The following is a 261-nucleotide window of genomic DNA, read 5'->3' as shown; positions in this document are numbered from 1 at the left end:
CGCAGTAAACCTTCAATCTTGAGGTTTTCGTTTACCACAGCCGCTAACTTGCTGATCGTATCCATAAGAGCAGTTAAACCTTCTAACGCAAAGTATTCACATTGCATCGGCACCAGCACAGAGTCGGCTGCAGCCATAGCATTGATTGTAAGAAGGTTTAGAGAAGGAGGACAATCAATAAAGATGAAATCATAGTTATCGCGAACTGTCGACAGTGCGTTTTTCAAACGAACTTCTCGCGCGAACACTTCCATCAATTTG

1 protein-coding gene is annotated in these 261 nt (G+C 43.3%); it reads right to left on the bottom strand.

All coding sequences use genetic code 11. The annotated features are described in order from the left end of the window. On the bottom strand, positions 1 to 261 hold a 261-nt coding region (locus IEX97_RS13705), incomplete at both ends, for a ParA family protein (RefSeq protein WP_229776930.1).

It is taken from the genome of Paenalicyclobacillus cellulosilyticus (assembly GCF_014647315.1).
Taxonomy (GTDB): Bacteria; Bacillota; Bacilli; order Alicyclobacillales; family Alicyclobacillaceae; genus Alicyclobacillus_J; species Alicyclobacillus_J cellulosilyticus.
This window is presented reverse-complemented; position numbering and strand designations above follow the sequence as displayed.